A 23,686-nucleotide genomic window follows, 5' to 3' on the forward strand; every position below is an offset into this window, starting at 1 on the left:
TAATCCGAAATGTTATTGTTGGTTTCTGAAGACCAACTCGTTGTTAAACGAGTCTAACAAGATCATACTATCTGCTTTTACATTACCAGATAAGATTTCTTTAGACAAGCGGTTCAACACTTCTTTTTGTACTACACGTTTTACAGGGCGTGCACCGAACTCAGGATCAAAGCCTTTAGTAGCTAAGAACTCTTTAGCTTCCGCAGTAGCTTCCATATGTATGTTTTGTTGAGCAAGCATTTTGAATACACTTTGTAGTTGTATATCTACAATCTGTAAGATGTTTTTTTTGCTCAATGGAGTAAACATCACTACTTCATCTATACGGTTTAAGAATTCAGGACGCACTTGTTGTTTCAATTCGTTTAGTACTTCCACTTTAGCATCTTCAGAAGCCTGCTCCATATTCGTAGCATTCTCAAACTTCTCTTGGATGATATGACTACCCATATTAGAAGTCATGATGATGATTGTGTTTTTAAAGTCAGCTAAACGTCCTTTATTGTCTGTTAGACGTCCTTCATCTAAAACTTGAAGTAAGATATTAAATGTATCAGGGTGTGCTTTCTCAATCTCATCTAATAACACTACTGAGTAAGGTTTTCTACGTACAGCTTCTGTTAATTGACCACCTTCATCATATCCTACGTATCCTGGAGGCGCTCCTACTAATCTACTTACACTGTGTCTTTCACCATATTCACTCATATCAATACGAGTCATCGCATTTTCATCATCAAATAAGTACTCTGCTAATGCTTTTGCCAACTCTGTTTTACCAACCCCAGTAGTACCTAAGAATAGGAATGAACCTATTGGTTTTTTAGGGTCTTGTAATCCAGCGCGACTTCTGCGTACTGCATCACTAATCGCTTCAATTGCTTCTTCTTGACCTACTACACGTTTGTGTAACTCCTCTTCTAAGTGAAGTAGTTTTTCTCTTTCACTTTGAAGCATTTTAGTAACAGGTACACCAGTCCATTTCGCTACTACTTCAGCGATATCATCACTTGTAACTTCTTCTTTAATTAGCGATTGACCATTTTGGTTTTCGTCTAATTGTTTTTGTGCTTTCTCAAGTTCTTCTTGAGCATCTTTTATCTTACCATATCTAAGCTCAGCTACTTTTCCATAGTCACCATCGCGTTCTGCTTTTTCTGCTTCCAGCTTATAAGTTTCTATTTCTTGTTTGATAGCTTGTACCTTATCTACAACCTCTTTTTCAGATTGCCATTTGCTATAGATATCGTTTCTTTCTTCTTTTAAGTTAGCTACTTCTAATCCAAGAGATTTAAGTTTATCCTCATCGTTCTCACGTTTAATCGCCTCAATTTCAATTTCTAACTGCATAATCTTACGATCTAATACGTCTAGTTCTTCTGGTTTAGAGTTGATCTCCATTCTTAGTTTAGCCGCAGCTTCATCCATAAGGTCAATTGCCTTGTCTGGTAAGAAACGGTTGGTGATATAACGCTCTGATAAATTAACAGCAGCTATAATCGCCTCATCTTTTATACGTACTTTGTGGTGAGCTTCATATTTCTCTTTTATACCACGTAGGATAGAGATCGCACTTTCTGTATCTGGCTCATCTACCATTACTTTTTGGAAACGACGCTCTAAAGCTTTGTCTTTCTCAAAGTATTTTTGATACTCATCTAATGTAGTTGCTCCGATAGAACGTAGTTCTCCACGTGCTAATGCAGGTTTTAAGATATTTGCTGCATCCATCGCACCATCACCACCTCCAGCACCTACAAGGGTGTGAATCTCATCAATGAATAGAATGATATTTCCTTCAGCAGAAGTTACTTCTTTTACTACTGATTTTAAACGCTCTTCAAATTCTCCTTTGTACTTCGCACCTGCAATCAAAGCTCCCATATCTAAAGAGAAGATTTGTTTGTCTTTTAAGTTTTCAGGTACGTCTTGTTGTACGATACGGTGTGCTAATCCCTCTGCAATAGCTGTTTTACCAACTCCTGGCTCACCGATAAGCATTGGGTTGTTTTTAGTACGACGGCTCAAGATTTGTAACACACGTCTGATTTCTTCGTCACGACCAATTACAGGATCCAGCTTACCTTCGTTAGCTAATTGCGTTAAGTTATTCGCATATTTATTTAAAGAGTTGTAAGTTTCTTCTGCAGAGGCAGAAGTTACTCTTGCTCCATTTCTGATTTCGTTAATTGCAGCTTCAAGTTGTTTTTCTGTAACACCTTGATCTTTTAAGATCTGAGCTACTTTGCTTTTTGATTTAAAGATTGCTAAGATTAAGTGTTCAATAGATACGTACTCATCTTTCATTTTCGTAGCGATAGCCTGAGCTTCAGTGATAGCAGTACCTGCCTCTCTAGATAAGCCTAATTGTCCTCCAGCTACTTTCGGAAAGTTAGCTATCGTAGCATCTAATACAGATTTAAAAGTATCTACATTGATGTTTAGTTTCTTTAAGATAAATGGTGTCACATTTTCATCTACTTCCATAATAGCTTTAAAGATGTGCTCATTTTCTATTTGTTGTTGCCCTAAGCCTTGCACGATTACCTGTGCTTGTTGTAAGGCTTCTTGAGATTTTATTGTAAAATTATTTAAGTTCATATAATAAATCGTTTATTTGTTTGGATATATCGTAATAGGCAAAAGGTGTTCCAATATTAAAATTAAGACTTTTTGGCAATATTTGAATTATTCGTATTAGTAAAAGATGTCAAAAAGTCATAAATTCGCTTAAGTAATGTAAATCACACTAACATTTTGTCTTATGAAATGGATCAATATAACAGAAAGTAGTCAAGTAAAAGACCTGATTGCTAATTCAAATGATAAAGCAGTAATTATATTTAAACACAGCCCTCGATGCCATATTAGTAAATTTGCATTAAGAAATTTTGAAGCAAGCTTTACTAATCCTACAGATGCAGATTGTTATCTAGTAGATGTAGTTAATAATAGACTTCAGTCTATGGAGGTAAAAGAAGAACTAGATGTGCATCACGAGTCACCACAATTAATCATTGTTTCTAAGGGAAAAGCGGTCTTTAATACTTCACATGAGAGTATAGATGGTGTTGATACAGAGAAATTACTGCTGAGACTATAGGATGAGTAGAACATTAGTTTATAGAACTGCTACTCTACAAGGGGTAAAGACACCAGGTATTATCCAGAATGGAGGATACCACTTTACACATTTTGATGTTTATGAAGATGGAAGGATAGCGGATTGGAACTTTGAAGATTTCGAACATTTTATTAAAGATGTACAGAAAGGATGGGTTGTCACTAATATACCTGACGGAGAGGAAATCTCCTGTTTTAATCTAGGATCTTGGAAAATAGATAAAGGACATTGGTATTATACACCTGAGACGTATCTTGAGTTTATAAAAAGTTTGGTATTAGAACTTAATCCTAATTGGACGAATATATATACTTATCAAGAGCGAAAAGTCAATGGCGTCACAGTAGGGGAGTCAGGAACAGGGACATTGTATAAAATAGATACGGTAAATGTGGATCACTTCTTTCCAACTAAAATAAAAGGAGAGAATCGCAGTCTATTTTATGTTTCAGAAGGGAAGTATTATTTAGTGCAATTATTACTTTTTAAAGATAAAACGATCTTAATTCACGGTTGTGGAGAAGAAAAAGTTTTAGACTTTGAACGTTTAAGGGCTTTGATAGATGAAGGTATTGTCTGTAGTACCATTCCTAATGGGGCTAAAGTGATAATAGAAAACCTTGGAGAATTTACAATAGTAGAGGAGTTTTATAGTAATGAGATTGAAGAGATATTCGTAGAATTAGAAGATGACTATAGACAGTTAAATGGAGAGAAATCTTTACTTCAGTTGTGTAGAGAGGCTTTAGAAGCTTATCAAGAGAATCCTACAGATGAATTAAAAGAAGCATTAAAAATAGCTTATGAACGTATCCCTGAACATATGCAGATGTATTTGGGAGATATGGACAGTAAAGATGGAGAGTATATAGATATTATATATGGACCTGAATATTGGGATCAATGGAATACAGATGAGGTAAAATAAAAAAGAGGCTTTCGGCCTCTTTTGTCATAAATACAGGGGGGACTTTCTTAATTAAATAGAAAGTGTATTGTAGTTGTTTTCATTTAACTGAAACATGTATTTATGCGCATTAGGTGTTCCGATAAAGTACAAAGGCAAGTCTTTCAATGTTACACCGTAAACGTTTAATGCAAATTCACATACTACTAATTTAATACCTGCTTTATTTGCAGCATCTAACTCAGCACGTAGTTCTTTATTGTTTAACTCTTGTACCATTTGCCCCATGATTACGATTTGGAAATCAGCTTTAGGATTAGCTTGTTTGATTTCACTTCCTGTCATTATAGAAGAGCGTAGGTTTTTTATAGATTGTACTAGAATAGCATATTTATCTCCTTTAGTATCTTGTTCATAAGCAACAATAGATGTTTCATTGTTTACTGTATTGTAGGCTACTGCTTGAGCACTTACGATAGAACATAAAGCGATGGCTAAAACTAATTTTCTCATTGTTTACTATATTATGGTTTATATATCAGCGAAAGTAGCAGATAGTGTAGACAGATGAAGTAACAATTGTTACACAACGATTAAATAATGAAAAAGTTATTCTTTCTTCTTTGTCAATTCATGTAGTATTCATATTAATGAGGCTTTCCAGTAAGAGCTCCCCATATATTGGACACAAATTCCTGAAGAAGTTAGTGTCGTCATCTTAAAATAGAGAGTCTGTAACTTATGTAACAATAGGTAAGATTATCGTTACCTATCTTTGAAGTACTAAATGATATAAGATGATTATTGCATATTTTAAGAAATGGACAGTGATGAGGTGGATTCGTCTAGGTCTAGGAGTATTACTTTTATTTCAAGCTTTAGATGCAGAATTGTGGATTTTGATGATTCCAGTTTTGTATTTGTTTTTACAAGCTTTCTTTAATTTTGGATGTAAAAATGACTCTTGTACTTGGAGATAAATGTGATTTTAGATATAACTTTTTGATTTGTAATTATTTATTGTCTGTGAGTTAGGAGTTGTAGGAAGCAAGAATATTTTTATTTTAGCAAGGTTTTAAAACTCGCAAATTATGAAGAAAAGACTGATGTCTATATTCGTATTTACGGCTATAGTTAGTTTAACTACAGCTTGTAAAGACAAACAAGAAGAATCTTCTACAACAGAAACTCCTATAGAGGAAACAACAACTTCTGTTAATGAAGGAGAAGAGGAACCTGCAGCTATAGTAGATGAGGCTGTAGTAGAAGGAGAGGAAGATTATTATGACCCTACAGTTTACCCAGCTTCTTTTAAGTTTAAACATGATTTAATTATGACAGGTGAGTATCATGAAGGAGAAATAGTAGATAACGTAAGTAGTAAGTCTTGGGTAGGATTAGTAAAGGAAACAGATGGTACATATAGCGTACATAAAGTAAATCCTACTACCAAATTAATACATGATGTAGTATTAGATGAGGCAGGAGAAATGACAGGGGTAAAAGTCTCTGCTAAGAGTGTGGGTGAAGTGGTGTTCATGACGAATGAAGGGGTATTAACTCAAGGTAGTAACCTAGAAACAGTCAATTTGCCTAAGACTATTTATCCAGGCGAGAGCAAAGATTTTATATTTAAGGGAAAAACCTATACTCTCTTTGCTAAAGGAGAAAAAGGAGCAGCCTATACTTACCAAAATGAAGAAGGAGAAGAGGTACAAGGGTATGAGATTAAAAAATACAGTTTATTCTTAAAAGTTAAGGGGCAAGATAAGGTAATCACTTTATTAGATTTATCAAGTTTAGAAGAAGCTACTCCAACAATCGACTTTGTAGGAGATTTAAATGGAGATGGAAATATTGATTTTCTAATTAATACTACTTATAACTATAATATGAGTAGATATACGTTGTATCTATCAGAAGGTAAATCAGGAGCAGTAACAGTAAAACCTGTTGCGGCTTTAGTGAATTTAGGATGTTAGTAAACAACCAATACAAATAAGAGAGGCTGTCCATGGACAGCCTCTCTTATTTGTATTTAGAATATTCTCTTATTTGTATTTAGAATATTCTCTTTTAGTATGTACAATAGCGAGGATGATAATTTTCATTTTATCTTCCTCTACAATATAATGTATGTGATAAGGGAATTGTTTTAACTTATGTAAACGTACATTATTATAGACTATATCATTACTGAAAGGGTATAATATGATGTTCTCTTTTGCTTTTTGTAATTGTTGTATAAATTCTTTTGCAAGTTTGTGTGATATACTTTTGTAGTAATCAAAGGCAAATCTAATATCTTGTTCAACTAAAGAATTGTTTACCAATATATACACTATAGCTCTTTTTCAAATTTATTTACTAATTCTTCAAAGTCCATTAAGTCATCTGGATTGTTATGATAGTGTTCTAATCTAGAATCTATAAAATTTTTATGTTCTTGTGATATAGTATTACTTATGATTTCTGTGCTAATATTGTTATTGCAGAGAGTAACACAAGATCCGTTTTTGTTTTGATTTTCTTTGTGTTGAGTTTTCATAAGTATTGTGATTTTAATATCTTTTACAAAGGTATAAATAAAATACAGGTTTTAGATTTTTTTATTTTATATTTTTAAGATATTCAGTGTGTTATGGCTTTGTTGATATTTGTTTTTACTACATATTTAAATCCTTCATCGCAGGCATATTGATTTCTTTTACACACGTTGCATTAGATGTTGAGATGATAAAACGGATGGCTTGTAATACATCTTGTAATGGGATAAGTTCCCCATTAGATTTCTCGATAATAGACTTTACAGTTTCTTCACATCCATATTCTGTAGCTAGATATCCTAAGTTAAGAATAGATACTCCTATATTATCTTCTCTTAGGTTTTCTCTTAAAGAGTGAATAACTCCTCTTAATGCAAACTTGGTTGCTGAGAAGGCAACTTCTTTTCCATTGTGATTATCTAATCCCCAAGTAGATCCTATTAAGATAATCTTAGCATTCTCTGATAACTTTAGGTTTTCTATAAAGGCTTGAATCATTAGAATACAAGAAGAGATGTTGGTGTTAATCATATTGATGATTTCTTCTTGCGTATTATCATGGAAGCTATAAGTATCTGAGAAAGCATTGTGTTCCCATATCCCTACATTATAGATTAAATAATCTATTTTTTGGTTACCTATTGCTTGTTTTAAGTCATTAGTAGCTTGACTTGGATGAGATAAATCTCCTGCTATCCAATGCTTGTTCTGATCGTGTTTATCTAAATAATCAGGTTTAGTACGAGAGATCCCATAAACGATATCTTGTTCATTAGGAATATATTGCGTGATGGCTTTTCCTAAGCCTTTGCTTACTCCAAATATTAAGTATGTTTTTGCATTCATGATGTATTGCATTTATGTGGTGTAAAAGATGAAGATTATTTTTACTGTTCATCTTGTTTTTAAGAATCAGCAATTTACAAAAAGAAGAGGTATAGTAAACTTGTTGGGAAGCTTTTTAAGAGTTTTGACATTAAGTAGCAGTACGGTATTGTTTTTTAATGATGCAATTATCTGTTTATTAGTTTATTACGAGTAGTGTTAAAATGTGGTTTTTATAGTTGGGATATCAGAAGAACATATACTTTTGCACCACCTTAAAAATACGAAATAACGATGAAAAGAAAATCACTAATTGCAGTGATAGTTTTGACAATTGGGCTAGCTATGAACAGTTGTAAAAAAAAAGAAGTAGAAGAAGTATCTACTGAGGGTGAGCGGAATATTGGTTACGCTAACCTAAAACCTGAAGAAATAGTCATCAGCAACATAGGAACAGATGACGATGGTTTTGAACACTATAGTATAGTGTCTGGAACCGAAAATATTAAGGATTATCCAAAACATTTTTCATTTGACAATACGCTTCTTACACCTGGGGCATTTCATGCAGATGAAGTTCCTGAAAGAATAGAGTCAAAAGAATGGTTAGGATTAATATCTGATAGTACTAATACTTATAAGTTAGTGGCTATGGCGCCTCTGGTATCTAAGATCCTTGCAGATACTAGTGAAGAGGAAGACGAAGTGAGTGGAGTAGCTATTTCTAATAGTGGAAAACAAGCTTGTCTAATGTTTATAGAGAATAAAAATAGTAGTCTGAAAGAGGCTGTTGTAGAGACGGCAAATATTCCTTCATATATCTATCCTGGTGAGAAAGTACAAATCTCATTTAAAGGTAGGGAGTATACTTTATATGCTACAGGTACAAGAAAACTTAATGGAGTAAGCGAAGAAGACTTCTTAAACTCTGTAGAGCAAGGTTATGAAATGCCTAAGTATTATGTGAAGAATTATACTTTGCGTATGGAGATAAAAGATGGAGAACAAGTCAGCGAAATGATGCTATTATCTAAGAAATACTTTGAAGAAGGACAGGTGCCTAAAGTGATTTTTAGTGGAGATCTTAATGGTGATAATATAATAGATATATTGATTAATACTTCTACGGAGTACAATATCTCTAGACCGACATTGTATCTGTCAGATATAACCAATAATAATGTTTCTATACAGCCCGTAGCGGCGCACGAAAGTATAGGATGTTAATTACGATTTACTTTTAGAGTAAATAATGTACTTTTTTTTAAAGCCTCTTAGTGATTATACTAAGGGGCTTTTTATTTAGGAACCTCAGTTGGGCTAAAGAGGTTTTATCCATTAGTGTATCATTGTATTAATATAGAATGACACTCATATTTAGGATTAGAACAAGAACACTTGGCTTGCACTTCTTAGGGGATTGCTAGGAGATTTCTAGGGGTTTTCTAGCCTAGAAGGTAGTTTTCGTCGAAGAAAGGTGCAAGAAAGGTGCAAGAAAACCTCAAGCAATCTCCTAGTAGGTCAAAATAAAACTATCCTTAACTTGTAAATAAAGACTGAGATAAAATCATGGTTGTTCGATAAAAATATTTAAAAAGAAGTTAGCTTGCAGGTTTATCACGGAAAATCATAGGATACCAATTAGATTATATTTCTCTTCCTGATTACATGGCAAAACTACAATCGAAAAAACAAGTTTTTAGAATAGCTTCCACTTTCTTCCATTCTCTTCCAAAAACTTCTCTTTATTTCCCAAAAGTTCCACTTTATTCCTATTTTGGTATTGTAATTGGTTGATTTACAGTAATAAGAAATGTTGTCGCTATGCGTTTCTTCGGAACCTCTTCGGAATAATTCAGTGTTTCTTCGGAAGGAAGACTAGTTTTCCGAAGAACTCCAAAAGACTCTCTAATCAACGCCCGAAGAAAACCTTGTTTAATGTATAGTTTGAGTAGTGCTAATCAGTTTCTTTTGTACAGGTAGTTTTGCAGTATACGCAAGAGTTTTGATAGTCTTTGTGGGCTTTAACTACATTAAGCTATTGCATTTCTTAGAAAACCCTAAACAAGATTAAAAGATAAAATAAGTCTCTTTGTTTTGACAGCCTTTTTAGGCTTAGTATGAAATAAAAAAGTATAAAACTTATTATATAAAATAGATTTCACGCACTTATCTTTAAGTATGAAGATAAAATGCGTTGTTGACCAGTTATTTATAGTGTTGTTTTGTTTTTACGTTTTATGTAATTGTAAAAAACTAATAGTAATCGAACTCAGGTTAGGAAAGGAAAGATAGAGGAGTGTATAATCTCTACTTTACGATAACTTAATTATTTCGTAATATTTATGATAGCCTATACCAACATTATTATAAGTAGTTTCGACTAAAATTTAATTATGAATACACATCGCGATTTAGAGGTTTGGAAGTACAGTGTAGAGTTTGTTTCTACTGTTTATGATATTACAAAAGACTTCCCAAAAGAGGAAATATATGGACTGAGCAGTCAACTAAGACAGAGTGCTGTAGCTATTCCTTCTAATATAGCTGAGGGGAGTGCTAGAAAAGGGAATAAGGAGTATAAACAGTTTCTATACATAGCTCTAGGAAATTTAGCAGAGTTAGAAACTCAATTAGTGATAGCACATGATCTGAATTATTTAGAGAATATAGCTCAATACGATTCTACTATTACAGAGATTAGAAGTATGCTGTACACTTTAATCAAATCGTTGAAAAAGAAAAAGGAATAAGACGTTAACTTACCATGTACAGACTATGGCTAAAAAGACTATTAGCCTATTAAAAAAGCGTGATACGCACGGGGCGTTTCACGCTTCTTTATTTCAATTATCTATACTGAGTTTTATTCAAATTCAGCAATAGTATTATCTAACCAAAGCTCATACCAGTCTAAAAAAGACAGACTAGCTTCGTTCTCTAGCTCAATACTTGGGTATAATCCGCCGTCATTAACTCTATCATCAGTCCACATAATTCCTTTTTGTTCTCCCGTAATTACTAAGAATAATGTGATACCACATCCATAGTCACATAAGTTAAGTCTTCCATAATCGTGCTCTTCGCCACCGATTATTTCTAATCTCTCTTCGTATAGTTCTTCTTCTAATTCTTCGTTTCCTTCTTCAGCAGCTTTTTCTATCTTATTATCTATTTCACCCAGTGCCTCAATAGGGTTCCAAGGTTGAGTATGCGGGAAAGCTTTTTGTAAAAGAGAAGAAGTGTCTTCTCCTGTGATCATCATTACTTCTTCGTTTACACTAGCTTCCGCTAGTGTTTGTAATCCATAAAATGGACCTACACCACCATTTCCTACTTGTGTAATAAAAGCTACGTAGTCTTTTGGTAAACTGATTTGATGCTCTTTTTCAAATTGTGTTACTTCTTTCTCGCCTAATACAGGGTTTAATATATATTCATGTGTATCAGCACCGAATACTTCCAAGTCTTGGTCTAATTTGTCAAGTTGACTTATTTTTTCTTTGATGCGTTTGATTTGTTCTGTGTACATAGTCATAGTATTGAAGGCTCAAATGTACTTAATAATTAGAAAAGAGTATAGGTTTACTCAAAAAGAAAGCGTGAAATAACAGAGTTACTTCACGCTTTTGTATGTCATTTATACTTGATCAGTATAGTGTTTTAAAACTTGATTGTAGCAGGAAGTAAAGTACTTCTTACTTCTCCAAAACCAATTCTTACTTCATCATTTTTACAGTATCCTTTCATGGTTACAGTATCATAGTCGTGTAAGAATGTTCTAGTACTACCATCAGGCATGGTGATAGGTTTACTACCAGCCCAAGTTAACTCTAACATAGAACCATAACTGTCAGGTGTAGGACCAGATATAGTACCAGAGCCCATTAAGTCTCCTGAGTTTACTTTACATCCATTTACAGTGTGATGAGCTAATTGCTGACTCATTGTCCAGTACATATATTTAAAGTTAGATTCAGCTACTAGTTTATCTTCACTATTCTCTGGTTGTATGTAAACTTCTAGCTTGATGTCAAAAGCTTTATCTCCAGTTTGTTGTAGATAAGGAAGAGGAGTAGGGTCTTGTTTTGGGCTTGCTACTCTAAAAGGCTCAAGAGCATCTAAAGTGATGATCCAAGGAGAAATAGAAGAAGCAAAGTTCTTAGCTAAGAATGGCCCTAGTGGTACATATTCCCAAGTCTGAACGTCTCGTGCACTCCAGTCATTTAGAAGCACCATACCGAAGATGTACTCTTCAGCATCATCTACAGGTACACTATCTCCCATTAGGTTAGCATCTGTAGTAATAAAAGCAGTTTCTAGCTCAAAGTCTACACGTTGTGACGCTCCGAAGATAGGCGTGGTAGCTCCTTTTGGAAGAGTCTGTCCTACAGGACGTTTTACATTTACTCCTGAAGGAACAATAGTAGAACTTCTACCATGGTACCCTATCGGGATATGAAGCCAGTTAGGGAATAAAGCATTATCAGGATCTCTAAACATGGTTCCAACATTGGTAGCGTGCTCTTTACTTGAGTAGAAGTCAGTATAGTCTCCTATATACACAGGTAATTGCATTTCTACATCTTCTATTTTGAAGATGACAACATCTCTATGTTTAGTATTGTTTTTTAATTCATCGTTGTTTTGGTCAAATATCTCAGCGATTCTATTTCTTACCGCTCGCCATGTTTTTTTGCCGTTAGAGATAAAGTCATTAAGTGTGTCTTGTAAAAAAACATCATCTGTCAGCTCTATACCTTTAAAATATCCAAGCATTTGTAAGGCACTCAAATCAATGGCATAATCTCCGATACGAGTTCCTATAGTTATAATATCATCTTTGGTGATAAAAACACCGAAAGGAATATTCTGAATTGGAAAGTCAGAATCACTCTCTACTGGTAACCATGTTTTCCTCATCGGATCATTTGCACTAATCATCATAATTGTTTTTTTGTTTAAGTTAATAGTATATTCAAATATATAATTAAGACTGAATATAACAAACGTTTTTTGTACATTTGGAATCAAATTAACGAAACACACAAACTAAATGAGAAGAGATTCAGAAATTTTCGACCTGATCGTAGAAGAGCAAGATAGACAAATTCATGGTATTGAATTAATTGCTTCTGAAAACTTTGTAAGTGAAGAAACTATGGAAGCAGCAGGTTCTTGTTTGACTAACAAGTATGCTGAGGGATACCCTAATAAACGTTACTACGGCGGATGTGAAGTAGTAGACGTAGTAGAGCAAATCGCGATAGACCGTGCTAAAGCTTTATTCGGTGCTGAGTATGTTAACGTACAGCCTCACTCTGGATCACAAGCTAATACAGCTGTATTCTTTGCATGTCTTAAACCAGGTGACAAAATCTTAGGTTTTGACTTATCTCATGGAGGACACTTAACTCATGGATCACCAGTTAACTTCTCAGGAAAGTTATACAATCCTGTATTCTACGGAGTAGATCAAGAGACAGGATTATTAAATTATGATAAAATACAAGAGGTAGCTACTAAAGAGCAACCTAAATTAATCATCGCTGGAGCATCTGCTTATTCTCGTGATATGGACTTTAAACGTTTCAGAGAGATTGCAGATAGCGTTGGGGCTATTTTAATGGCTGATATTTCACACCCTGCAGGTTTAATCGCTAAAGGATTAATGAATGACCCTGTACCTCATTGTCATATTATCACTACGACTACTCACAAGACATTGAGAGGACCACGTGGAGGTATGATTATGATGGGTAAAGACTTCCCTAATCCATTCGGATTAACTACTCCTAAAGGTGAAGTACGTATGATGTCTGCTTTATTAGACAGTGCTGTATTCCCTGGAAACCAAGGAGGACCTTTAATGCACATTATCGCTGCTAAAGCTGTTGCTTTTGGTGAAGCATTAACTGATGAGTACTTCCAATATATGATGCAAGTGCAGAAGAATGCTAAAGCTATGGCTGCTGCTTTCGTGAAGAGAGGTTATAACATTATCTCTGGAGGAACTGATAACCACATGATGCTTATCGATCTTAGAAATAAGAATATCTCTGGTAAAGAAGCTGAACAAGCATTAGTGAAAGCTGAAATCACTGTGAACAAAAATATGGTTCCATTTGATGACAAATCTCCATTTGTAACTTCAGGTATCCGTATTGGTACTCCAGCTATTACTACAAGAGGTTTAGTAGAAGCTGATATGGAAACTATCGTAGAACTTATTGATAGAGTATTGATGAATCATACTGATGAGGCTGTTCTAGAAGAAGTAGCAGACGAAGTAAATGAAATGATGGAAGAAAGACCAATGTTCGTTTGGTAATCGACTAAAATATAAGATTTTAATAAGGAAGGGGCTCAGAGATGAGTCCCTTTTTTTGTTTAATAAATAGTTGTACTAAGAGGAGATAATGTATATTAGTAAGCGTTCTTGTCATTCCTAAGAGCCTTATTGATAGAGAAGGTTATAAAGAGTCGTTTTAAAGTCTTTGAGAGAAAGAATATGAAAAAGTTTATCATTTTAAGTTTAGTAAATCTTGTTTTTATGAGTACTGTTTTTGGTCAGAAAATCAGAGACTTTGTTGTTTCTGATTCACTTGTCTATGTTTTAAAGGGACAGAATAAAATATCAGTGTATAATAAAGTTACTTTAAAATTAGTAGAGGAAATTCAGACAGAAGGAGATACACAATTAAATAATATTAGTCTGAAAGGGGATGAGTTAATTGTAGTTGCTAATAATAAGAATCTTCTCTTTTACCAAAATAAGGAGTGGAAGATTATCTACAGTAGTCTTAATAAGGTGAATGGAGTACAGTATACTAGTAAAGGTGATGGCTATTTATTCACTGATAAAGGAATAGAAGATGTGTCTACATCTAAGATATACAATCAACAAAAAACTATGAATACTCAAATAAGAATTAAAGAAGGAATGTCTGTTCCTTCAACTTATTTTATAGATAGGAGTAATGTTATTTGAGGAGGTTTTAATTATGGAGAATGGGGTGGAGATATTATTGCTTTTGATACAGAAAATAAGAGTTTTATTGATTTAAATATGAATGAGGTTAAAGTGGAGCTATTACCAGTAGTGAATTTCTTTGAAGATAGAGAACAGGTATATTTCACTTCAGGACTAGAGCATCTGATGTACAGTGGAAGCCTTATTCAGTTTAAAGATTATACTGCAAAAGAAATCTTAGAAGTATATAGTAAGTCTGTTTTCGAGGACAATGGAGATGATATTGAATTATTAGGTGCAGGAGATTATTGTGGTGCAGAGGAGGTTATCTATCTTTTCGCTGGTAAAAATCTCTTAAAAGGACAATTAAGTGTTGATCTTAGTAAAATAGAGAATTGGCAAGTACTATTACCTAAATCTTCTAAACAAGAAAATGAGATGGTAATACGTCTAAAAGTATTAGCGAAGAATAAAGTGATTTACCTAACAGAGAAAGGAACTTTGACTTATTATAACTATGGAGTTATTCATAAAATACCGTAATAACCAACGAGACTTATAGTCTCGCTTTTTGTATTACTTTATCATATCTGTAAAATGAATATCTTTGATAGGATAACTATTACGCTATGGACACTATACTCTCAATATTCAATGCTCAAAAGGACTTCTTTAATAGCAATCAAACGAAGGATATTAGCTTTCGTATTACACAATTAAAGAAACTAAAACAATTGCTTAAAGCCAATGAAGACAGATTGGCTGAAGCGATATATCTAGATTTTGGGAAGTCTTCTTTTGAGACCTATATGACAGAGTTGTCTATTGTTTATCTAGAGATTGATTACTTTATCAAGAATATTAAGAAACTTAGTAAGCCTAAACGAGTTTCTACAGGTGTTATCAATTTTCCTGGGAGGGGGTATATAATGCCAGAACCATTAGGATTGTGTTTAGTCATTGGTGCGTGGAATTATCCTTATCAATTATCTCTTTTGCCTGCTTTGACAGCTATAGCAGCAGGAAATACAGTAATGATTAAGCCTAGTGAATTACCAATGAATACATCCAATGTATTAGCAGAGTTGCTCAATAGTATTTTTCCTAAAGAGCTTTTATATGTGGTAGAGGGGGGAGTAGAAGAAACTACACAGTTATTAAGCCTACAGTTTGACAAGATATTTTTCACAGGAAGTACTGTTGTTGGAAAGATAGTATATCAGGCAGCAGCGAAGAATTTAGTTCCTGTTACACTAGAATTGGGAGGAAAGAGTCCTGTGTTTATTTTAAAAGATTGTGACTTAGAGATAACGGCTAAACGTCTTGTTTGGGCGAAGTTATTGAATGCGGGACAGACTTGTGTAGCTCCTGATTATCTATTAGTAGAAAGAGAAATCAAAGAGAAGTTGATTAAACAACTTCAGAAAGAAATGAGTAATTACCCATTGGATAGTAAAGAATTACCTTCTCACTATTTACAGATTATTAATACACACCACTTTGATCGATTGGTTAGTTTAATTAATCTTGAGAAGGTATGTTTTGGTGGCTATATAGATAGAGAAAAACGATTTATAAGCCCTACAATCCTTGATAATGTCGATTGGGGAGATAGTGTTATGCAAGAAGAGATATTTGGCCCTATATTGCCTATTATAGCTTTTGAGTCATTAGATGAGGTAATTGAGAAAGTAAAAGAAAAACCTAAACCTCTTTCATGTTATATTTATTCCAAGGATCAGAGCCTTATAAAGAAGATTTTAAGAGAAGTCTCTTTTGGGGGAGGTGCAGTCAATGATAGTTTAATGCATTTGACTACAAGTACCTTGCCTTTTGGAGGTGTGGGTGCTAGCGGAATGGGGAGTTATCATGGACGATATGGTTTCGAAGCGTTTACTCATTTTAAAAGTATACTACACAAGCCATTCTGGTTTGAGTCTAATATGAAATATCCTCCTTATACAAAAAGGAAGGAGAATTGGTTGAGAAGATTATTTAAGTAAAAGAATAAGAGGTAAGTATAATGCTTGCCTCTTTTGTTTTTAATGTAAAAATATTGATTAAAGATAATTATTTTAACTCTTATTAACTATTTTTGAATTAAAAATAAGTAAAATGAAATGGATTAAACTAATGACAGCTCTTATAGGTTGTACTTTCTTAGCATCTTGTTCATCAGTTATTAAAAGTTCAAGAGTGACTGTTTTGCAAGAGAACTATTGTGCGCCTACCATTGTGTATACAGATGATACCACTGAAGAGCAAAGGGCGTTTGAAGATTTAGGTGTTAAACAGAAGTTGTCTCCTCATGATTATAGACTAGCGTCTCATCTAGGATTAGTGTCTCAGTTGGCTAAGTTTATAAATAGTGCAGATCCTATAGAGAGATTAGAAGCGAAGCAACAGATTATTATTAGAGTTCAATTGTTTCAGACAGAGATAGATGCTTTGGCAGCAGAACTAGATTGTAATGGGGAGCGATATGATCAACTAGCAAGGGTATTGGATGCTAAAAACGGAACTACCAATACTCAACTAACAGTTGCTTCTATCGCGATCGGTGCAGCAGTTACATTATCTACAGCCTTGATTACAAATGATAATACGAATAAAGGTTTAAATATTGCTGGTGGGCTAGTAGGTACAGGACTAGGATTTTTGTTATTAAATCCGAAAGGCAAAAAAGTAGAACTAAAAACGAATCGAAGTTTACTTAGTAATATTTGGTTTGAACAGAATGATAATCTTGCATTTCCTCCTGCAGTATGGAGAGTGATGAATGATAAATCTTTTAGTAATGAAGGTAAATTATCTCTAATACAGACATTAAAGAATAGATGGCTGTTTTTTGCTTTTAATGAGGAGATTAGTAAAAAGGATGAGGAACTCTATTTTGGCAAAGGTGGATTTTTTAAATCAGAGGGAATTCATTTAATGGCAGATATGAATAATGAGCTTCAAGCAACAGTAAAAACAATCCAACAAGATCTTAGAAGCTTAATTTACAATGTGAGTTTATTGAAATAAGAAATCTAACAGTTAAAAGCTTTTAATATTTGAATAGTTTAATTGTTAAAAAGTAATTACCTTGTGGTGATTTTAATTAAAAAAGATGAAAAAGATACTGTTTTTTATTTCTTGTGTAGCACTTTCTGCTCAGGTACAAGCACAAGAGTCTGTTGTTTTATCACTTGACTTACAACCAGGTAGCTCTTATGAGATAACTTCGAATGATAAGTTTAGCACGATTACTAACCTTGTAGGAAATAAAGAAATCATTGAGATGATTAATAAAGAGGGGCAGAATTCTTATCCTACTTATGAGACCGAAGAATCTAATGCAAGTTATACACTACATTGGACAACTAAAAAGAAGAATTCTCTGAACTTTGATTTGGACTTAGAGAAGAGAGTTGCTAGAGTTTTTGAAGGGAATAAAGTAGTAAACACTGAGACTGAAGGGCCTATAAAAGGATATACTAGAGGTAGTGTAGACACTAAAAAAGGGTTGAAATTGTCTAAATCATTAGGTGAAAAACACAAGACTTTAGAAGGAGATTTGATTGTAATGTTAGATGACTTGTTTAATGGAAATGGACTTAGTAGTGATCCTATAAAAGTGAATCAAGAATTTGAGTCTACTAATACTCAAAAGATGAGATTATCTGATGAAAGTGAAGTGGAGGTAACAACCAAAGAAGTAAATAAAATAGCCAAAATAGCTAATAATAAAGCCTATTTAGTTATTGAGACAACGATCACCTCTAAGAGTACTTCTACTAAGTTTGCAGAGATGAAAGGAGGAGGTACTAAAGAAGTTATTTATGATATGGAGAAGAAATACTTTGAATCTATAGATGGTAAGTTAGATGTTACGGTTAATATAGAATCAGATGAAGGAGTTAATATTACGATGGTTAATACAACTTCTCAAAATGTAAAAGTGAAGAAAAAGTAATCAGAACTAATTCAATAAATAAATAAGGGTTAAAAGCTTAAGCTTTTAACCCTTATTTATTTACTATCGCATACAACACATGGTCAAGGTATTCACCATCCTTTAATGTATAGGCTTTCAATACCCCTTCTTGTTCCATTCCTATCTTTTGCATGATTTTTCCTGATGCTTCATTATGCGTAAAGTGAGAAGCAAATATTCTTTTTAGATGCAATGTCTCAAAGCCATAATGAACTAGAGCTTGTGCTGCTTCAGTAATATATCCTTTATTCCAATACTGTTCATCTAACCAATAGCCCATTTCAGCTTTATTATTAGCCTTGTCTATTCCTAAGCCGACTCCTCCGATGATCGTAGAGCTACCTTTTAATCGAATAGCAAAGATGTATTTATCTCCAATTTCCAAGCCTTCTAAGGCTAAGTTTACCCAAAAAGTAGCACTTGTCTCTGTATAAGGATAAGGGATATTGGTCGTATTCTGACTGTATACTGGGTTTTTCATAATCTCTAATAGGCGAGGAATATCTTGTAGATTAGGTTGATTTAGAAGAAGGCGTTCTGTGGTTAATTCTATTGTTTTCATAAGAGTTGTTTTTATAAAAATAGTAAATACTTCCATGTATTCAGTGAATTTATTGTTTGAAATTAATAGTATTTTAGCCCAAAATAAAAAAGATGATAGACTTTGATTTTACATCAAAAGGATTTGAGATAAATGGGCAACTGTATAGCTTTCCGGTAGCAAAAGAAGAGCTGTTTACGCTATTTGGAGAGCCAGAGGTATTCTCAGGAGAGCACAATGATGTTTATATTTGGCATACAGTAGGATTACGAGCTTTCGCTAAGGATAGGATAAATATTAATACCATAGAAGTAACCTATAGAGTAGAAGATTACGCTACAGCTGTGAAATCTGCATTTATAGGTCAATTAAAACTAAATGGGGAATCAGATGTAATGAAGTATTATAACGAACATAAGCAAGAGCGTATAAAACTTTGGGATACAGATGATACTGGTGCTTTTAGATTTAATGATGTGACGGTGTGGTATAATATCAGGCAGTCAGAGCTGTACTCACTTTCTTTACAAGCTTATGAAGAGGTTGAAGAAGAAGAGGTATCATTACTACCTATTGATGAAAACTTCGAATATTTAGAGGCAGTATGGTATGAGTGGAAAAAAACAATAGAAAATAGAGTTGGTGCAGATAATAAATACTATAACCCTACTCATGGTATCACCCAAGAACAATTAGACACTGTTGTAGAGCAATTAGACGAAGTAGAATTGCCTGCTATTTTGGTTAATTTTTATAAGATAGCGAATGTGAAGTGGAATGCTGTAACTTCAGCTATAAGTTTGCATGCCAACGGATGGAATTATGACTTATTGCCTTTTGAGAAGATAGCAGATGAGTGGGAAGATATCAATGAGTTGTTTGATGATGAGGAGGTAGATGAAGATGAAGATACATTGGCAGATTATGATACCCGACTTAAGTGTACAGGATATGCTAACCCTAAGTGGATTCCTTTTGCAGAAGGGAAGAATGGAGATTACCTACTGATAGATACTGATCCAAGTGACACAGGGATGTATGGACAAATTATAGAATTACAAAATGAGTCTTGGAGTAGAACAGTAATTGCTTTCTGCCTAGAGGAGTTGATTTATAGAGAAATAGAATCTTTAGAAGGAGCAATAACAGAACATCAGCAATTTATAATAGATAACGGAACATTCTAATGAAATATATATGTGCAGATTGTGGGCAAGAACACGAGGATTGGCCTGCATTAGTATTTAAAGCTCCTGATCCTTACTTAGCACTGTCTGAGGAAGAAAGAGAACACGCAGACTTAACGAGCGAAATATGTAGTATAGATGAAGGAGATGAGACACATTGGTATCTGAGAGGGGTGTTGACTCAGTATGTCTATGATGCCTGCCAATACTTGGATTACGGGGTTTGGGTTAGTCTTAGTGAGGCGAGTATGAAAGACTATTATGAGCACTATGAGGATAAAGAGTACAAGACTACTTACTTTGGTTGGTTAGTGACTAATTTACCTAATTATCCTCCTAATACTTCTTTTGCTTTACCTACCAATGTTGAGGTAGATAATAGTAAAGGGATTCCAACTATTTTACCTCATAAAAAAGGAGATTCAGTATTTATAAAGGACTTTTATGATGGAATTTCGACAGAGGAAGTTTTGAAGAGAATCGAGGCTTTAGTAAAATAGAGATGAGATTTAAGTATGCCATAATTTAAGATTAGTTTTGCTGTGTGATGCTAGCAGATTCCTTGAGGTATTCTTGCACTATTCTTCGACAAAAAGGTGCTCTGGGCAAGGAAAGTCCTAGGAAAGTGCAAGCAATGTGAGCCAAAGTGCAAGGAATACAGCGATTAGACTTTGTACAAAAGGTATAAAGTACCTCTCAATAAGGCAAACTAGAATAAACAGGATAGAGATAGAAAAGAATGAGTAGTAAAGGACAACAACTAGCAATAGATTATAAACAGACAGAATGGAAGACACCTGATGTTTATAATCAATTAAGAGGATTAATGAGGGACGAAGCAGAAATATATGCTTTCTGCTTAGAGTTTCTGATAAATATCGAGAAGGATTCAACGCTTTTTCACAGCGCACTAAGTTATGTTAATGAGAAAGACTTTGGCCAATTAGTTAAAATAGCAATTGATATTTTAAAAGAAAAAGAGAGTGCCGTAGCAGAGAGTGTTATAGAGTATGCAGGTATTCAGTTACCACATATATTACATCCTTATCTCGATGATTTATTAGTCTTAAATCCTAATGGGGATAGCTATTTTGCAGACTATCATTGGAGAAATTGTACTTCTGCTCAATTACAGCCTTATTTAGCTCAATTCTTAGCATTGAATACCGATTTAGAAACTAAGATTAAGTTGTTTAATTGTTTAGTCGAATCTAGAGATATCGTTACCATAGAAAGTCTTATTCCACATGCGTTAGAATTAGAATTGAGTAGCTATGTGAGTTCAGCAGATTATATTGATGGGTATTTAGAAGGTGTGGGATTGTGTAGAGAACATGGAAAGGTAAAAAGATATTGTTCAGATCAAACGTATCATATTTTATTTGAACCAAAGTACTTAAACAAGCCAAGTGCAGTACATCTAAACCGTACAGATCATCCAACGTGGAATGGTGTACCATTAACAAATAAGTATAAAGTAGGTGGGTATCTAGCAGAAGACGAGAATAACCCTTTTATGCATATCATTACATTAAATCCTATTCCTGAAGGATTGCCAATACGTTTATCTCAACTAGTGTTGGGATGTCATTTACGTGAATTAAATGAAAATGGTGTTGTCTTTTATCAACACGATGAACAAGGAATTCCTCATAAGATAGGAGAGCCCATGACAATAGAATGGGTAGAAGAGCATGCGATGGTTCCTACAGAAGTAAGTATAGTACCTACGGATTCTCGTTGGGCATTTCAGTCATGGGCAAGCGCTAATAGTAGAGAGAATTTATTTAGAATAGGAGGAGAACCTTCTTGGGTACAGAGTGGAGAGGTTTTGACGTGTCCTATTAGCGGAGAGAAGATGCAGTTTATTATGCAGTTAGACTCAGAAGTCCCAGATGTACAGGAAGGAGAAGTGTATTACGGTAGTGGTGGATTGTGTTATATCTTCTGGTGTGATAAGACTAAGGTCAGCGGATACATTATGCAACATACCTAAATATCAGTAACTCATATTGACGTTTCAGAAGCGAATTTGTATGTTTTGATTAACTATTATCCTTCTTGTGTCTTTTTTATAGGTAATCTTGTGTAAATATTTAAAAATACATGACATTATTATTAGTTTATTTGTTTCTGGCTTTAGCTGTATCTTTTATCTGTTCTATCGCAGAAGCAAGCTTACTTTCTTTATCCCCTTCTTTTTTAAAGTCAAAAGCAGAAGCAGGAGATAAGAAAGCCTTAAAAATGATAAACCTAAAAGAGGATATTGACAGGCCGTTATCGGCTATTTTATCCTTAAATACAGTTGCGCATACAGTAGGAGCTGCAGGAGTAGGAGCACAAGCAACGGTGGTTTTTGGTGAGGCATATTTCGGAGTGGTATCAGCTGTGTTGACTTTGTTAATCTTAGTTTTAACGGAGATTATACCGAAGACTTTAGGAGCGAATTATGCTAAGGATATCTATGGATCTATGGCAAGTGTTATTTCTACTATGGTTGTTGTAAGTTATCCATTAGTTATTATGTCATCTTTCTTGACAAAGAGGTTGAGCAAGAAGAATGCAGAGTCTTCTACCAGTAGAGAAGAGATTGCTACTTTAGCAAGTATTGGAGAGCAAGAAGGTGTTTTAGGAGTAAAAGAGAACAAGATTATTCAAAACGTATTCAAGTTAAATGAAGTACGTATAGACGAAATTCACACACCGCGTATTATGCTGGTTAGTGCAGATGAAGAAATGACTTTAAGAGAGTTTCTGAAGAATAAAGAATTTCTACATTTCTCTAGAATCCCTGTGTATAGTGATACGAAAGACAATATTACAGGTTATGTGCTAAGAGAAGTTGCGTTCGAGTATTTAGCAGAAGATAGATTTGATATTCAATTAAAGGATATAAAGAGAGATATTCTATTTGTGTCTGAAAAACTGAATGTGATTACGACTTGGAATAAGATGAAGGAGAAGCATGAGCATATCGCTATTGTAGTGAATGAGTATGGTGAAGTAGATGGTTTAGTCACTATGGAAGATATTATCGAGACCCTACTTGGTTTTGAGATTATTGATGAGAAAGATAAGATCGTGGACTTGAGACAATATGCAGAAGAAAGATGGCAAAATAGACAAAAGAAATATGCTTATTTGACTGATGAAGATGTCATAAAATAAGTTTACAAAGTTTAAAAAACAAAGAACTCCATCGCTTTTAGCGATGGAGTTCTTTGTTTTTTGCGTAAACAGGAGTGTTTTTTAAAATGTTTTTAATATTGCCTATCTCTTGTATTTGTTGGGGTTAAGAGTGCTTTAATGAAGGCGTTTGAAATAAACATTTGAATTTCTTTAACTTTTTATTGGTTTGTTTTAAAATGGTTTTGGTATCTTAGCCATATCAATGAACGCGAATTTTAGAACATATAATCCTGTTTTAAACACTACTATCTTAAGTGGTGCAACTTCTCGTGTTTCTAACGTTACTACTTCTACAGTAACTATTATTACGTTGACATCTTCGTCATCGTCATCTATCTCAACCCTGTAAAGGGGGAATTTATTACATATAACCATCGTCTGTGGTCGTTTATTTATTAACGGCTGTATTTTATAT

The 23,686-nt window shown here is 34.0% G+C and carries 25 protein-coding genes; 17 read left to right on the forward strand and 8 right to left on the reverse strand.

The genetic code is table 11. From position 1 onward, the window contains the following. Positions 1 to 12: 12 nt before the first annotated feature. A complete protein-coding gene (clpB, locus tag BK054_RS12550) occupies positions 13 to 2,601 on the reverse strand; it encodes an ATP-dependent chaperone ClpB (RefSeq protein ID WP_071307334.1) in 2,589 nt (862 codons plus the stop codon). A 163-nt stretch (positions 2,602 to 2,764) separates the two neighbouring features. Here clpB and ytxJ point away from each other — a divergent pair, with 163 nt between their 5' ends. Next, complete coding sequence (ytxJ, locus tag BK054_RS12555) at positions 2,765 to 3,103, forward strand: bacillithiol system redox-active protein YtxJ (RefSeq protein WP_025125527.1); 339 nt, start codon at positions 2,765 to 2,767, stop codon at positions 3,101 to 3,103. 1 nt (position 3,104) lies between these two features. Continuing rightward, on the forward strand, positions 3,105 to 4,052 hold the full coding sequence (locus tag BK054_RS12560) for a hypothetical protein (protein WP_006259140.1): 948 nt from the start codon (positions 3,105 to 3,107) through the stop codon (positions 4,050 to 4,052). Between the two features lie 51 nt (positions 4,053 to 4,103). Here BK054_RS12560 and BK054_RS12565 read toward each other — a convergent pair whose 3' ends face one another. Then, positions 4,104 to 4,544: a hypothetical protein gene (locus BK054_RS12565; RefSeq protein WP_006259139.1), complete on the reverse strand. Its 441-nt coding sequence runs from the start codon at positions 4,542 to 4,544 to the stop codon at positions 4,104 to 4,106. Positions 4,545 to 4,828: 284 nt separating this feature from the next. On the opposite strand from BK054_RS12565, the gene BK054_RS12570 reads away from it, so the two are divergent. Together BK054_RS12570 and BK054_RS12575 are read left to right on the forward strand one after the other, a co-directional pair. Continuing rightward, positions 4,829 to 5,011, forward strand: a complete 183-nt coding sequence (locus BK054_RS12570) for a hypothetical protein (protein ID WP_006259138.1) — start codon at positions 4,829 to 4,831, stop codon at positions 5,009 to 5,011. A 111-nt stretch (positions 5,012 to 5,122) separates the two neighbouring features. Then, positions 5,123 to 6,013 carry a hypothetical protein gene (locus BK054_RS12575; protein WP_006259137.1) on the forward strand — a complete coding sequence of 297 codons (891 nt, stop codon included), beginning with the start codon at positions 5,123 to 5,125 and terminating at the stop codon, positions 6,011 to 6,013. A 69-nt stretch (positions 6,014 to 6,082) separates the two neighbouring features. Here the strand turns inward: BK054_RS12575 and BK054_RS12580 are convergent, their stop codons facing one another. The 3 genes from BK054_RS12580 to BK054_RS12590 form a co-directional block, all read right to left on the reverse strand. Continuing rightward, positions 6,083 to 6,373 (reverse strand): type II toxin-antitoxin system RelE/ParE family toxin, encoded by a 291-nt coding sequence (locus BK054_RS12580; protein WP_006261015.1) that lies wholly within the window; start codon positions 6,371 to 6,373, stop codon positions 6,083 to 6,085. Beyond that, on the reverse strand, positions 6,373 to 6,579 hold the full coding sequence (locus BK054_RS12585; protein WP_071307335.1) for a hypothetical protein: 207 nt from the start codon (positions 6,577 to 6,579) through the stop codon (positions 6,373 to 6,375). The genes BK054_RS12580 and BK054_RS12585 overlap by 1 nt, the downstream gene beginning before the upstream one ends. A gap of 118 nt (positions 6,580 to 6,697) precedes the next feature. Continuing rightward, the gene (locus BK054_RS12590; RefSeq protein ID WP_006265141.1) at positions 6,698 to 7,423 is read right to left on the reverse strand and encodes an SDR family NAD(P)-dependent oxidoreductase; all 726 of its coding nucleotides are present in this window, start codon (positions 7,421 to 7,423) and stop codon (positions 6,698 to 6,700) included. Between the two features lie 273 nt (positions 7,424 to 7,696). Between BK054_RS12590 and BK054_RS12595 the strand changes: the two genes are divergently transcribed. Then, entirely contained in the window at positions 7,697 to 8,629 is a 933-nt protein-coding gene (locus tag BK054_RS12595; RefSeq protein ID WP_071307336.1) for a hypothetical protein, read from the forward strand. 1,169 nt (positions 8,630 to 9,798) lie between these two features. Then, on the forward strand, positions 9,799 to 10,155 hold the full coding sequence (locus BK054_RS12600; protein ID WP_006259132.1) for a four helix bundle protein: 357 nt from the start codon (positions 9,799 to 9,801) through the stop codon (positions 10,153 to 10,155). Between the two features lie 113 nt (positions 10,156 to 10,268). Here BK054_RS12600 and BK054_RS12605 read toward each other — a convergent pair whose 3' ends face one another. Together BK054_RS12605 and fahA are read right to left on the reverse strand one after the other, a co-directional pair. Beyond that, entirely contained in the window at positions 10,269 to 10,940 is a 672-nt protein-coding gene (locus BK054_RS12605) for an SMI1/KNR4 family protein (RefSeq protein ID WP_071307337.1), read from the reverse strand. Between the two features lie 125 nt (positions 10,941 to 11,065). Then, positions 11,066 to 12,349 (reverse strand): fumarylacetoacetase, encoded by a 1,284-nt coding sequence (gene fahA / locus BK054_RS12610; protein WP_071307338.1) that lies wholly within the window; start codon positions 12,347 to 12,349, stop codon positions 11,066 to 11,068. A 109-nt stretch (positions 12,350 to 12,458) separates the two neighbouring features. Here fahA and glyA point away from each other — a divergent pair, with 109 nt between their 5' ends. The 6 genes from glyA to BK054_RS12635 all read left to right on the forward strand — a co-directional run bounded on the left by glyA (position 12,459) and on the right by BK054_RS12635 (position 18,333). Further along, complete coding sequence (glyA, locus tag BK054_RS12615) at positions 12,459 to 13,733, forward strand: serine hydroxymethyltransferase (RefSeq protein ID WP_006261020.1); 1,275 nt, start codon at positions 12,459 to 12,461, stop codon at positions 13,731 to 13,733. 222 nt (positions 13,734 to 13,955) lie between these two features. Further along, positions 13,956 to 14,393, forward strand: coding sequence for a hypothetical protein (locus BK054_RS18640; RefSeq protein WP_232234271.1), 438 nt, complete (start codon positions 13,956 to 13,958; stop codon positions 14,391 to 14,393). Positions 14,394 to 14,471: 78 nt separating this feature from the next. Continuing rightward, positions 14,472 to 14,918, forward strand: coding sequence for a hypothetical protein (locus BK054_RS18645; RefSeq protein ID WP_232234272.1), 447 nt, complete (start codon positions 14,472 to 14,474; stop codon positions 14,916 to 14,918). Positions 14,919 to 15,004: 86 nt separating this feature from the next. Continuing rightward, positions 15,005 to 16,378 carry an aldehyde dehydrogenase gene (locus tag BK054_RS12625; RefSeq protein ID WP_006259127.1) on the forward strand — a complete coding sequence of 458 codons (1,374 nt, stop codon included), beginning with the start codon at positions 15,005 to 15,007 and terminating at the stop codon, positions 16,376 to 16,378. A gap of 112 nt (positions 16,379 to 16,490) precedes the next feature. Next, positions 16,491 to 17,402, forward strand: a complete 912-nt coding sequence (locus BK054_RS12630) for a hypothetical protein (RefSeq protein WP_071307339.1) — start codon at positions 16,491 to 16,493, stop codon at positions 17,400 to 17,402. An 85-nt stretch (positions 17,403 to 17,487) separates the two neighbouring features. Then, a complete protein-coding gene (locus BK054_RS12635) occupies positions 17,488 to 18,333 on the forward strand; it encodes a hypothetical protein (RefSeq protein ID WP_006265147.1) in 846 nt (281 codons plus the stop codon). A 52-nt stretch (positions 18,334 to 18,385) separates the two neighbouring features. Here the strand turns inward: BK054_RS12635 and BK054_RS12640 are convergent, their stop codons facing one another. Further along, positions 18,386 to 18,952 carry a GNAT family N-acetyltransferase gene (locus BK054_RS12640; protein WP_071307340.1) on the reverse strand — a complete coding sequence of 189 codons (567 nt, stop codon included), beginning with the start codon at positions 18,950 to 18,952 and terminating at the stop codon, positions 18,386 to 18,388. Positions 18,953 to 19,008: 56 nt separating this feature from the next. Between BK054_RS12640 and BK054_RS12645 the strand changes: the two genes are divergently transcribed. The 5 genes from BK054_RS12645 to BK054_RS18465 all read left to right on the forward strand — a co-directional run bounded on the left by BK054_RS12645 (position 19,009) and on the right by BK054_RS18465 (position 23,620). Continuing rightward, positions 19,009 to 20,082 (forward strand): SMI1/KNR4 family protein, encoded by a 1,074-nt coding sequence (locus tag BK054_RS12645; RefSeq protein ID WP_071307341.1) that lies wholly within the window; start codon positions 19,009 to 19,011, stop codon positions 20,080 to 20,082. Beyond that, a complete protein-coding gene (locus BK054_RS12650; protein ID WP_071307342.1) occupies positions 20,082 to 20,582 on the forward strand; it encodes a DUF2199 domain-containing protein in 501 nt (166 codons plus the stop codon). The genes BK054_RS12645 and BK054_RS12650 overlap by 1 nt, the downstream gene beginning before the upstream one ends. A 239-nt stretch (positions 20,583 to 20,821) precedes the next feature. After that, complete coding sequence (locus BK054_RS12655) at positions 20,822 to 22,078, forward strand: hypothetical protein (RefSeq protein WP_071307343.1); 1,257 nt, start codon at positions 20,822 to 20,824, stop codon at positions 22,076 to 22,078. Positions 22,079 to 22,188: 110 nt separating this feature from the next. Beyond that, entirely contained in the window at positions 22,189 to 23,250 is a 1,062-nt protein-coding gene (locus BK054_RS12660) for a CNNM domain-containing protein (protein ID WP_058699549.1), read from the forward strand. A 223-nt stretch (positions 23,251 to 23,473) separates the two neighbouring features. Further along, positions 23,474 to 23,620 carry a hypothetical protein gene (locus tag BK054_RS18465; protein WP_198032304.1) on the forward strand — a complete coding sequence of 49 codons (147 nt, stop codon included), beginning with the start codon at positions 23,474 to 23,476 and terminating at the stop codon, positions 23,618 to 23,620. The last annotated feature ends 66 nt before the right edge of the window (positions 23,621 to 23,686 follow it).

The organism is Myroides sp. ZB35, from assembly GCF_001865835.1.
Taxonomy (GTDB): Bacteria; Bacteroidota; Bacteroidia; order Flavobacteriales; family Flavobacteriaceae; genus Flavobacterium; species Flavobacterium odoratimimum.

Coding starts and splice junctions, on each gene's coding strand:
- BK054_RS12640 (WP_071307340.1), bottom strand. CDS start 18,952: ATGGAAGTATTTACTATTTTTATAAAAACAACTCTTATGAAAACAATA.
- BK054_RS18640 (WP_232234271.1), top strand. CDS start 13,956: ATGAGTACTGTTTTTGGTCAGAAAATCAGAGACTTTGTTGTTTCTGAT.
- BK054_RS12600 (WP_006259132.1), top strand. CDS start 9,799: ATGAATACACATCGCGATTTAGAGGTTTGGAAGTACAGTGTAGAGTTT.
- BK054_RS12585 (WP_071307335.1), bottom strand. CDS start 6,579: ATGAAAACTCAACACAAAGAAAATCAAAACAAAAACGGATCTTGTGTT.
- BK054_RS12650 (WP_071307342.1), top strand. CDS start 20,082: ATGAAATATATATGTGCAGATTGTGGGCAAGAACACGAGGATTGGCCT.
- BK054_RS12660 (WP_058699549.1), top strand. CDS start 22,189: ATGACATTATTATTAGTTTATTTGTTTCTGGCTTTAGCTGTATCTTTT.
- BK054_RS12605 (WP_071307337.1), bottom strand. CDS start 10,940: ATGACTATGTACACAGAACAAATCAAACGCATCAAAGAAAAAATAAGT.
- fahA (WP_071307338.1), bottom strand. CDS start 12,349: ATGATGATTAGTGCAAATGATCCGATGAGGAAAACATGGTTACCAGTA.
- BK054_RS18645 (WP_232234272.1), top strand. CDS start 14,472: ATGAATGAGGTTAAAGTGGAGCTATTACCAGTAGTGAATTTCTTTGAA.
- BK054_RS12590 (WP_006265141.1), bottom strand. CDS start 7,423: ATGAATGCAAAAACATACTTAATATTTGGAGTAAGCAAAGGCTTAGGA.
- clpB (WP_071307334.1), bottom strand. CDS start 2,601: ATGAACTTAAATAATTTTACAATAAAATCTCAAGAAGCCTTACAACAA.
- BK054_RS12575 (WP_006259137.1), top strand. CDS start 5,123: ATGAAGAAAAGACTGATGTCTATATTCGTATTTACGGCTATAGTTAGT.
- BK054_RS12655 (WP_071307343.1), top strand. CDS start 20,822: ATGAGTAGTAAAGGACAACAACTAGCAATAGATTATAAACAGACAGAA.
- ytxJ (WP_025125527.1), top strand. CDS start 2,765: ATGAAATGGATCAATATAACAGAAAGTAGTCAAGTAAAAGACCTGATT.
- BK054_RS12625 (WP_006259127.1), top strand. CDS start 15,005: ATGGACACTATACTCTCAATATTCAATGCTCAAAAGGACTTCTTTAAT.
- BK054_RS12570 (WP_006259138.1), top strand. CDS start 4,829: ATGATTATTGCATATTTTAAGAAATGGACAGTGATGAGGTGGATTCGT.
- glyA (WP_006261020.1), top strand. CDS start 12,459: ATGAGAAGAGATTCAGAAATTTTCGACCTGATCGTAGAAGAGCAAGAT.
- BK054_RS12595 (WP_071307336.1), top strand. CDS start 7,697: ATGAAAAGAAAATCACTAATTGCAGTGATAGTTTTGACAATTGGGCTA.
- BK054_RS18465 (WP_198032304.1), top strand. CDS start 23,474: ATGAACGCGAATTTTAGAACATATAATCCTGTTTTAAACACTACTATC.
- BK054_RS12635 (WP_006265147.1), top strand. CDS start 17,488: ATGAAAAAGATACTGTTTTTTATTTCTTGTGTAGCACTTTCTGCTCAG.
- BK054_RS12560 (WP_006259140.1), top strand. CDS start 3,105: ATGAGTAGAACATTAGTTTATAGAACTGCTACTCTACAAGGGGTAAAG.
- BK054_RS12565 (WP_006259139.1), bottom strand. CDS start 4,544: ATGAGAAAATTAGTTTTAGCCATCGCTTTATGTTCTATCGTAAGTGCT.
- BK054_RS12645 (WP_071307341.1), top strand. CDS start 19,009: ATGATAGACTTTGATTTTACATCAAAAGGATTTGAGATAAATGGGCAA.
- BK054_RS12630 (WP_071307339.1), top strand. CDS start 16,491: ATGAAATGGATTAAACTAATGACAGCTCTTATAGGTTGTACTTTCTTA.